This is a genomic window from Streptomyces sp. NPDC055749 (assembly GCF_053617235.1).
The window spans coordinates 1-8,908 of the sequence record NZ_JBSHFH010000109.1 but is presented as its reverse complement, the minus strand read 5'-3'; the positions used below and the strand labels follow the sequence as shown (position 1 = coordinate 8,908).

Here is an 8,908-nt window from a genome sequence, read left to right as displayed (position 1 = left end):
ACCCGCGCGCCTTCGGCCGGGCCAAAACAAAAACCCGTTTATAAACCTTTTCCCAAAATGGGCCGCCCCCGTTACAGACAACTCTCCGGGGCCCGACCCTTGTGTAAGGGGCAGGAGCCGATTTCCGTCAAGGGGTTGACGGCATAGGTATCCTCAGCGGAGCTTTGGAGTTCATAACTTGTACAAGGTTCGGTCACCCAGGGTGACGCGGGCCACGGATAAGGGTGGGTCAATGGAGACTCCGGGGTCGCAGACATCTCTGCATCGCGCCAACCTCGAGCGGGTTGTGCGCGCCGTGCGTATGGCGGGTTCGCTCACCCAGGCGGAGATCGCCAGGAGTACGGGCCTCTCCGCGGCCACCGTCTCCAATATCGTTCGCGAGCTGAAGGACAGCGGCACGGTCGAGGTGACCCCCACGTCGGCGGGTGGCCGCCGGGCCCGGAGCGTCTCGCTCAGCGGCGACGCGGGCATCGTGGTCGGCGTGGACTTCGGCCATACGCATCTCAGGGTGGCCGTCGGCAACCTGGCCCACCAGGTGCTGGCCGAGGAATCCGAGCCGCTGGACGTCGACGCGTCGTCGGCGCAGGGCTTCGGCCGGGCGGAACAGCTGGTCAACCGGCTGATCGCGAGTACCGGGATCGCTCCGGACAAGGTGATCGGCGTCGGGCTCGGCGTGCCGGGACCGATCGACGTCGAGTCCGGCACGCTGGGCTCCACCTCGATCCTGCCGGGCTGGACGGGCATCAACCCCAGTGAGGAGCTGTCCGCACGCCTCGGCGTGCCGGTGTACGTCGACAACGACGCCAACCTCGGGGCGCTGGGAGAGCTGGTCTGGGGGAGCGGGCGTGGGGTCAAGGATCTCGCGTACATCAAGGTGGCGAGCGGTGTCGGCGCCGGTCTGGTGATCGACGGATCCATCTACCGGGGCCCCGGCGGCACGGCCGGCGAGATCGGGCACATCACGCTCGACGAGTCGGGCCCCGTGTGCCGCTGCGGCAACCGCGGCTGTCTGGAGACCTTCGCCGCCGCCCGGTACGTCCTGCCGCTGCTCCAGCCCAGCCACGGCCCCGATCTGACCATGGAACGCGTGGTCCAGCTGGCCCGTGAGGGCGATCCGGGCTGCCGCCGCGTGATCGGTGACGTGGGGCGGCACATCGGCAGCGGTGTCGCCAACCTGTGCAACCTGCTCAACCCGAGCCGGGTGGTGCTCGGAGGGTCCCTCGCGGAGGCCGGGGAGCTGGTGCTCGGACCGATCCGCGACTCGGTCTCGCGGTACGCCATCCCGAGCGCGGCGCGGCAGCTTTCGGTGCTGCCCGGGGCGCTCGGAGGGCGGGCGGAAGTGCTGGGCGCGCTGGCCCTCGTACTCAACGAGATGGGCGATTCGACCCTTTTGGAGAGCACGCTCCCCGCGAAGGCTCCTGCCTTCACTTAGATAACGAATGGCACCGTTGTCATCTCGTTAAGGATTTACTCCTTGACGCTGACGGCGCGGCCGAGTTGACTTCCAGCCACCTCGGCCGCAACGTCGCGGCCTCGTCAGGGAGGTTCGAGAATGAACACGCGTATGCGTCGTGCCGCCGTTGCCGTTGCCGCCACCGCCATGGCTGTCTCGCTTGCCGCTTGTGGCAGTGCCAAGGAGTCCGGCGACAAGGCCAAGGACACCGGGGAGAAGAAGGGCGACGACCTGAAGATAGGTCTGCTCCTTCCCGAGAACCAGACGGCCCGTTACGAGAAGTTCGACAGGCCCCTCATCGAGGAGAAGGTCAGCGAGCTCACCGGCGGCAAGGCGGAGGTCGTCTATGCCAACGCCAAGCAGGACGCCACCCTGCAGTCGCAGCAGATCGACACCATGATCACCAACAAGGTCGACGCGCTCATCGTCGACGCGGTGGACTCCAAGGCCATCGCCAACGGTGTCAAGAAGGCCAAGGACGCGGGCATCCCCGTCGTCGCCTTCGACCGCCTCGCCGAGGGCCCGATCGACGCCTACACCTCCTTCGACAACGAAGAGGTCGGCCACGTCCAGGGCAAGGCCCTGCTGGAGGCCCTCGGCGACAAGGCCGACGGCGGCACGATCGTGATGATGAACGGCGCGATCACCGACCCGAACGCCGCCCTCTTCAAGAAGGGCGCCAAGGCCGAGCTCGACGGCAAGGTCAAGTACGGCAAGGAGTACGACACCAAGGAGTGGAAGCCGGAGAACGCCAACGCCAACATGGAGGCGGCGATCACGGCTCTCGGCAAGGACAAGATCGTCGGCGTCTACTCCGCCAACGACGGCATGGCGGGCGGCATCATCACCGCCCTCAAGGCCGCCGGCCTCTCCAAGCTCCCGCCGGTCACCGGCCAGGACGCCGAACTCGCCGGTGTGCAGCGCATCGTCGCCGGTGAGCAGTTCATGAGCGTCTACAAGCCGTACGCCCCCGAGGGCGCTGCCGCGGCCGAGATGGCCGTCGCACTGGCCAAGGGCGAGAAGCTCGACTCGATCGCCACGTCCACGGTCGACAGCCCCACCACCAAGGGTGTTCCCACCGTCCTGGTCCCGGTCGTCTCGCTGACCCAGGCCAACATCCAGGACACCGTCCTGAAGGACGGCATCTACACGGTCGACGAGATCTGCACGGCCAAGTACAAGGCCGCCTGCGACAAGCTCGGCCTGAAGTAGTCCTGTTGCGGTCTCGGCAGCAAGTCGGCTGATCCGTAAGCGACTTGCGGCCACGAAGCCTGTCCGGTGCCCCGCCCACCAACTGTCCCGCTGCCGGGCGGGGCGCCGGATGGAACTCTTCCCTGCTGCCCCTTCCGCAGCTCTCTTCTGCTCGACCACCGCGCCTTCCCCCAGGCGCGGTATCCCCGCCGGTCAGGCGGCGAAGGAGATGGTTCACGTGTCCGCTACGCCCGTGTTGGCGTTGCGAGGGGTCTCCAAGCGATTCGGTGCCGTTCAGGCGCTCACCGATGTAGAGCTTGAGGTCCACTCCGGCGAGGTGGTCGCCCTGGTCGGCGACAACGGCGCCGGTAAATCAACGCTGGTCAAGACAATCGCAGGTGTGCACCCCATCGATGACGGCGTCATCGAGTGGGAAGGCAGCACCGTCCAGATCAACAAGCCGCACGACGCCCAGAACCTGGGCATCGCGACCGTCTATCAGGACCTCGCGCTGTGCGACAACATCGATGTCGTCGGCAACCTCTACCTCGGCCGGGAACTCCGTAAGTTCGGAGTGCTCGACGAGGTCGAGATGGAGCGGCGCTCCCTGGAGCTCCTCAGCACGCTGTCGATCCGCATTCCCAGCGTCCGCATCCCGATCGCCTCGCTCTCCGGCGGTCAGCGCCAGACCGTGGCCATCGCCCGCTCGATGCTCGGCGAGCCCAAGCTCGTCATCCTCGACGAGCCCACCGCGGCCCTCGGCGTCGAGCAGACCGCACAGGTCCTCGACCTCGTCGAGCGGCTGCGCGAGCGCGGCCACGCGGTCATCCTCATCAGCCACAACATGGCCGATGTGAAGGCCGTCGCCGACAAGGTGGCCGTGCTCAGGCTGGGGCGGAACAACGGGGTCTTCGACGTGAAGACCACCTCGCAGGAAGAGATCATCTCCGCCATCACCGGCGCCACGGAAAACGCCGTGACCCGACGTGCGGCGCGCAACGCGGAGGTCCAGAAGTGAGCATCGACGAAACGACCGACTCCGACGACCGTTCCGTCGTGAACCGGGACGCCGCCAAGGGCGCGCGGACCGCGGTCGACCCCCGGCTGCTCGTCCGCGAGCAGGGCCTCCGCGGATACCTCACCGAGTTCATGCGCAAGATGAGCGCGGGCGACCTCGGCTCGATTCCCGTGATCGTCGGCCTCGTCATCATCTGCGTTGTCTTCCAGAGCCTGAACTCGGAGTTCCTCTCCGCGAAGAACCTCAGCGACATCGCCGTCTCGATGGTCGCCACCGGCATGATGGCCGTCGGCATCATCTTCGTGCTGCTGCTCGGTGAGATCGACCTGTCGGTCGGCTCGGTCAGTGGCGTCTCCGGGGCACTCGTGGCCGTGCTGAGCGTCAGCCAGGGCATGAACGAGTGGCTGGCCGTCTTCATCGCCATCGGCAGCGGCGCGGCCATCGGCGCGATCCACGGCTTCTTCTTCGCCCGGATAGGCGCCCCCGCCTTCGCCGTCACCCTCGCCGGCCTGCTGTTCTGGCTCGGCTTCATGCTCCAGCTCCTCGGTGACACCGGCACGATCAACCTGGACGGCGACGGCGTCGTCGGTCACCTCACCACGTACTACTTCGCCGATGTCGCCGCCGCGTACGGCCTCGCCGTCGTCGCCGTGGTGGGCTACTTCCTCTCCGCCTTCCTGGACACCCGCCGCCGCGAGGCGGCCGGCATCCCGGCCAGGCCGCTCACCGACATCGTGGTGCGCACGGTCGTGCTCGCGGTGTTCGCCTTCGCCGCCGCGATCATGTTCAACCAGTACCGGGGCCTGCCCCTGGCCCTGGTCCTCTTCCTCGTGGTCCTCGTGGTGACGGACTTCGTCCTGCGCCGCACGGCCTACGGCCGGAAGATCTTCGCGCTCGGCGGCAGCGTCGAGGCCTCCCGCCGCGCGGGCATCAACGTCACGGCGATCCGGGTATCCGTCTTCGCCATCGCGGGTACGTTCGCGGCGATCGGCGGCCTGTTCTGGGCCTCCAAGATCGCGGCGGTCAACCAGGGCTCCGGCACCGGCGACCTCCTCATGAACGTCATCGCGGCGGCCGTCATCGGCGGCACCAGCCTCTTCGGCGGACGCGGCAGGACCTGGAACGCGCTGCTCGGCGTCATGGTCATCGTCTCGATCCAGTACGGACTGTCGCTCGAAGGCATCGCCACCCCGATCAACTACATGATCACCGGCGGCGTGCTCCTCATCACGGTTGTCATCGACTCCGTCACACGCAAGACCCAGAAGTCGGCAGGCCGCGCCTGACCGCTCGACCACGCACCCGCCCGGCATCCTCCGAGGTGCCGGGCTTGTGCGTGCCCGCACGGCCCGGTTGCGCACGGGTGTGCCATGTCATACGTAACCCGATCGCGTGACATGGAACGGACCGCCCGCTGACCGCGCACGCGAGCGGAACATTAGACTCGTCAGATCGGCACGCTCGACCAGCTCAAACGCAAGGAGGCACGGGTGGATCTGCTGACCCGCATCGGGGGACCGCGCGACCTGGACCGGCTCAGCCTTGAGCAGCTGGAGCAGCTCGCCGGGGAGATCCGTACGTTCCTCGTCGACGCAGTGTCCAAGACAGGCGGACACCTCGGCCCCAACCTGGGTGTGGTCGAGCTGACCATCGCCCTGCACCGGGTGTTCGAGTCGCCTCGGGACAAGGTCCTCTTCGACACCGGCCACCAGAGCTATGTGCACAAGCTGCTCACCGGCCGCCAGGACTTCTCCAAGCTCAAGAGCAAGGGCGGCCTCTCCGGATACCCGTCCCGGGCCGAGTCCGAGCACGACATCATCGAGAACTCGCACGCCTCGACCGTGCTCGGCTGGGCCGACGGCCTCGCCAAGGCCAACGAGGTACTGGAGAAGGACGACCACGTCGTCGCCGTCATCGGAGACGGTGCGCTCACCGGCGGAATGGCCTGGGAGGCGCTGAACAACATCGCCGCCGCCAAGGACCGCCCGCTCGTCATCGTCGTCAACGACAACGAGCGCTCCTACGCCCCGACCATCGGCGGCCTCGCGAACCACCTCGCCACGCTCCGCACGACGGACGGGTACGAGCGGTTCCTGGCCCGCGGCAAGGACCTCCTGGAGCGCACACCCGTCGTCGGGAAGCCGCTGTACGAGACCCTGCACGGTGCCAAGAAGGGCCTCAAGGACTTCATCGCCCCCCAGGGCATGTTCGAGGACCTCGGCCTGAAGTACGTCGGCCCGATCGACGGCCACGACATCGAGGCCCTGGAGTCCGCGCTCCAGCGGGCCAAGCGCTTCGGCGGACCCGTCATCGTCCACTGCCTCACGGAGAAGGGCCGCGGCTACACCCCGGCCCTCCAGGACGAGGCCGACCGCTTCCACGCGGTCGGCAAGATCCACCCGGACACCGGCCTGCCGATCTCCACCTCCGGACTCGACTGGACCTCGGTCTTCGGCGAGGAGATGGTCAAGCTCGGCAAGGAGCGCAAGGACATCGTCGCGATCACCGCGGCCATGCTCCAGCCGGTCGGTCTCGGCAAGTTCGAGGAGGCTTTCCCGGACCGGATCTACGACGTCGGCATCGCCGAGCAGCACGGCGCGGTCTCCGCGGCGGGCCTCGCCACCGGCGGACTGCACCCGGTCTTCGCGGTGTACGCGACCTTCCTGAACCGCGCCTTCGACCAGGTCCTGATGGATGTCGCACTGCACAAGTGCGGTGTCACATTCGTCCTTGACCGTGCAGGTGTCACCGGCACGGACGGCGCCTCGCACAACGGCATGTGGGACATGTCGATCCTCCAGTGCGTGCCGACCCTCCGGATCGCCGCCCCGCGCGACGCCGACCAGGTCCGCGCCCAGCTGCGCGAGGCCGTCGACGTCGACGACGCCCCGACCGTGGTCCGCTTCTCCAAGGGCGCGGTCGGCCCGGCGGTCAAGGCCGTCGGCAAGGCCGGCGGCATGGACATCCTGCGCGAGGCCGGCACCAAGCGGCCCGACGTCCTGCTGGTGTCCGTCGGAGCGCTCGCCCCGATGTGCCTGGAGATCGCCACGCTGCTGGAGGCCCAGGGCATCTCCACCACGGTGGTCGACCCCCGCTGGGTCAAGCCCGTCGACGAGGCCATGGCCCCGCTCGCCGAGCAGCACCGGGTCGTCGTCACCGTCGAGGACAACAGCCGCGCCGGCGGTGTCGGCTCCGCCATCGCCCAGGCGCTGCGCGACGCCGGGGTCGACGTACCGCTGCGGGACTTCGGTATCCCGCCGGTCTTCCTCGACCATGCCTCGCGCAAGGAGGTCATGGCCGAGATCGGGCTGACCGCTCCCGACATCGCCCGTCAGGTCACCGGTCTGGTGGCCAAGCTCGACGGCCGGTACGAGAGCCGGGACGCCGAACCGCGTTCCGCGGAGCCCGCACGCGACTGACGGCTCACCGCGTCACCGCTCGCGACTGATCGCTTCACCGCGTCACCCGTCCGCGCCCCTCGGTCCCACCGGACCGGGGGGCGCTGTCGCGTCCCGCGCGACCGCCGTCCCGAGCCGCCTCCGGGCTCGCCTCTACTCCGTACGGTCCATTGGGCTTCGCTCTCCCGGGCCCCATCGGGTGAATCGCCCCGTGCGACCGCCCGCATGCCGCGCGCCCTCTCGATCATGGCCGTGAATCGGGTAACGCGAGGGCCCCGGCGACGGACGAGACGAACGATCACGGAGGCAGACCGGTGAGCACAATGTTCCGGACGAAAACGGTCGAACAGTCGATCAGGGACACGGAGGAACCGGAGCACAAACTCAGGAAATCCCTCTCGGCGCTGGACCTCACGGTCTTCGGCGTCGGAGTCATCATCGGCACCGGCATCTTCGTCCTCACGGGCAAGGTGGCGAAGGAGACGGCGGGACCCGCCACCGCCCTCGCCTTCGTCGCCGCGGGCATCGTCTGCGCGCTGGCCGCGCTCTGCTACGCGGAGTTCGCGTCGACGGTCCCGGTGGCCGGATCCGCGTACACCTTCTCGTACGCCTCACTCGGCGAACTGGTCGCCTGGACCATCGGCTGGGACCTGATCCTGGAATTCACGCTGGGCACGGCCGTGGTGGCGGTCGGCTGGTCCGGCTACGTCCGCTCGCTGATGGACAACGTCGGCTGGACCATGCCCGACGCGCTCTCCGGGCCCGATGTGGCCGAGGGCTTCGGCTTCGACATCCTGGCCTTCGTGCTGGTCCTGCTGCTCACCGTCATCCTGGTGCTCGGCATGAAGCTCTCCGCACGCGTCACCGCGATCGTGGTCGCCATCAAGGTGACGGTGGTCCTGATCGTGATCATCGCGGGTTCGTTCTTCATCGACGCGGACAACTACTCGCCGTTCATCCCCGACGCGGTGAAGCAGCCCGCCGGTTCGGGCCTGGACGCACCGCTGGTCCAGCTGATGTTCGGTTACGAACCCACGAACTTCGGCATCATGGGCATCTTCACCGCCGCGTCCGTCGTCTTCTTCGCCTTCATCGGCTTCGACGTCGTGGCGACCGCCGCCGAGGAGACCAAGATCCCGCAGCGGGACATGCCGCGCGGCATCCTCGGCTCGCTCCTGATCTGCACCGTGCTGTACGTGGCGGTGTCCATCGTCGTCACCGGCATGCAGCACTACAGCGAGCTGTCGGTGAGCGCCCCGCTCGCCGACGCGTTCAAGTCCGTCGGGCACCCGTTCTACGCCGGTGTCATCAGCTTCGGCGCCGCGGTCGGCCTCACCACGGTCTGCATGATCCTGCTGCTCGGCCAGACCCGGGTGTTCTTCGCGATGAGCCGGGACGGGCTGCTGCCGCGGTTCTTCTCCGTGACGCACCCGAAGTTCGGCACGCCGTACCGGCCGACGATCCTGCTGGGCGTGCTCATCGCGATCATCGCGGGCTTCACCAGCATCAACGAACTGGCGACGCTGGTGAACATCGGCACGCTCTTCGCGTTCGTCGTCGTCGCCCTCGGCGTGATCGTCCTGCGCCGCACCCGCCCCGACCTGCACCGCGCCTTCCGCACCCCGTGGGTCCCGCTGGTCCCGATCCTCTCGGTGGCCGCATCGGTCTGGCTGATGCTCAACCTGCCGGCCGAGACGTGGGTGCGATTCGGTGTCTGGATGGCGATCGGTACCGCTCTCTACTTCCTGTACGGGCGCAAGCACAGCCGGATCGACCGCGACACGGAGCAGACGCCGGCCAGCTGATCCGCGGATGTAGTGGTGGCGCGGGGCGCGCGGTATGCGGCCC

6 protein-coding genes are annotated in these 8,908 nt (G+C 68.0%); all 6 read left to right on the top strand.

Features of this window, described 5'->3' with window-relative positions; all coding sequences use genetic code 11:
• The first annotated feature begins 232 nt into the window (after positions 1 to 232).
• Positions 233 to 1,432, top strand: a complete 1,200-nt coding sequence (locus tag ACWGO0_RS37050; RefSeq protein WP_453544847.1) for an ROK family transcriptional regulator — start codon at positions 233 to 235, stop codon at positions 1,430 to 1,432.
• Positions 1,433 to 1,552: 120 nt separating this feature from the next.
• Positions 1,553 to 2,665: a substrate-binding domain-containing protein gene (locus tag ACWGO0_RS37045; protein ID WP_453544846.1), complete on the top strand. Its 1,113-nt coding sequence runs from the start codon at positions 1,553 to 1,555 to the stop codon at positions 2,663 to 2,665.
• Positions 2,666 to 2,873: 208 nt separating this feature from the next.
• Positions 2,874 to 3,662 carry an ATP-binding cassette domain-containing protein gene (locus ACWGO0_RS37040; protein ID WP_453544845.1) on the top strand — a complete coding sequence of 263 codons (789 nt, stop codon included), beginning with the start codon at positions 2,874 to 2,876 and terminating at the stop codon, positions 3,660 to 3,662.
• The gene (locus ACWGO0_RS37035) at positions 3,659 to 4,948 is read left to right on the top strand and encodes a sugar ABC transporter permease (RefSeq protein WP_453544844.1); all 1,290 of its coding nucleotides are present in this window, start codon (positions 3,659 to 3,661) and stop codon (positions 4,946 to 4,948) included. The genes ACWGO0_RS37040 and ACWGO0_RS37035 overlap by 4 nt, the downstream gene beginning before the upstream one ends.
• 204 nt (positions 4,949 to 5,152) lie before the next feature.
• The gene (dxs, locus tag ACWGO0_RS37030) at positions 5,153 to 7,081 is read left to right on the top strand and encodes a 1-deoxy-D-xylulose-5-phosphate synthase (protein WP_453544843.1); all 1,929 of its coding nucleotides are present in this window, start codon (positions 5,153 to 5,155) and stop codon (positions 7,079 to 7,081) included.
• A 302-nt stretch (positions 7,082 to 7,383) separates the two neighbouring features.
• On the top strand, positions 7,384 to 8,865 hold the full coding sequence (locus ACWGO0_RS37025) for an amino acid permease (protein WP_453544848.1): 1,482 nt from the start codon (positions 7,384 to 7,386) through the stop codon (positions 8,863 to 8,865).
• The last annotated feature ends 43 nt before the right edge of the window (positions 8,866 to 8,908 follow it).

Bases quoted from the DNA above. Each gene is read 5' to 3' on its own strand.
- ACWGO0_RS37050 (WP_453544847.1), top strand. From the start codon at position 233: ATGGAGACTCCGGGGTCGCAGACATCTCTGCATCGCGCCAACCTCGAG.
- ACWGO0_RS37045 (WP_453544846.1), top strand. From the start codon at position 1,553: ATGAACACGCGTATGCGTCGTGCCGCCGTTGCCGTTGCCGCCACCGCC.
- ACWGO0_RS37025 (WP_453544848.1), top strand. From the start codon at position 7,384: ATGTTCCGGACGAAAACGGTCGAACAGTCGATCAGGGACACGGAGGAA.
- ACWGO0_RS37040 (WP_453544845.1), top strand. From the start codon at position 2,874: ATGGTTCACGTGTCCGCTACGCCCGTGTTGGCGTTGCGAGGGGTCTCC.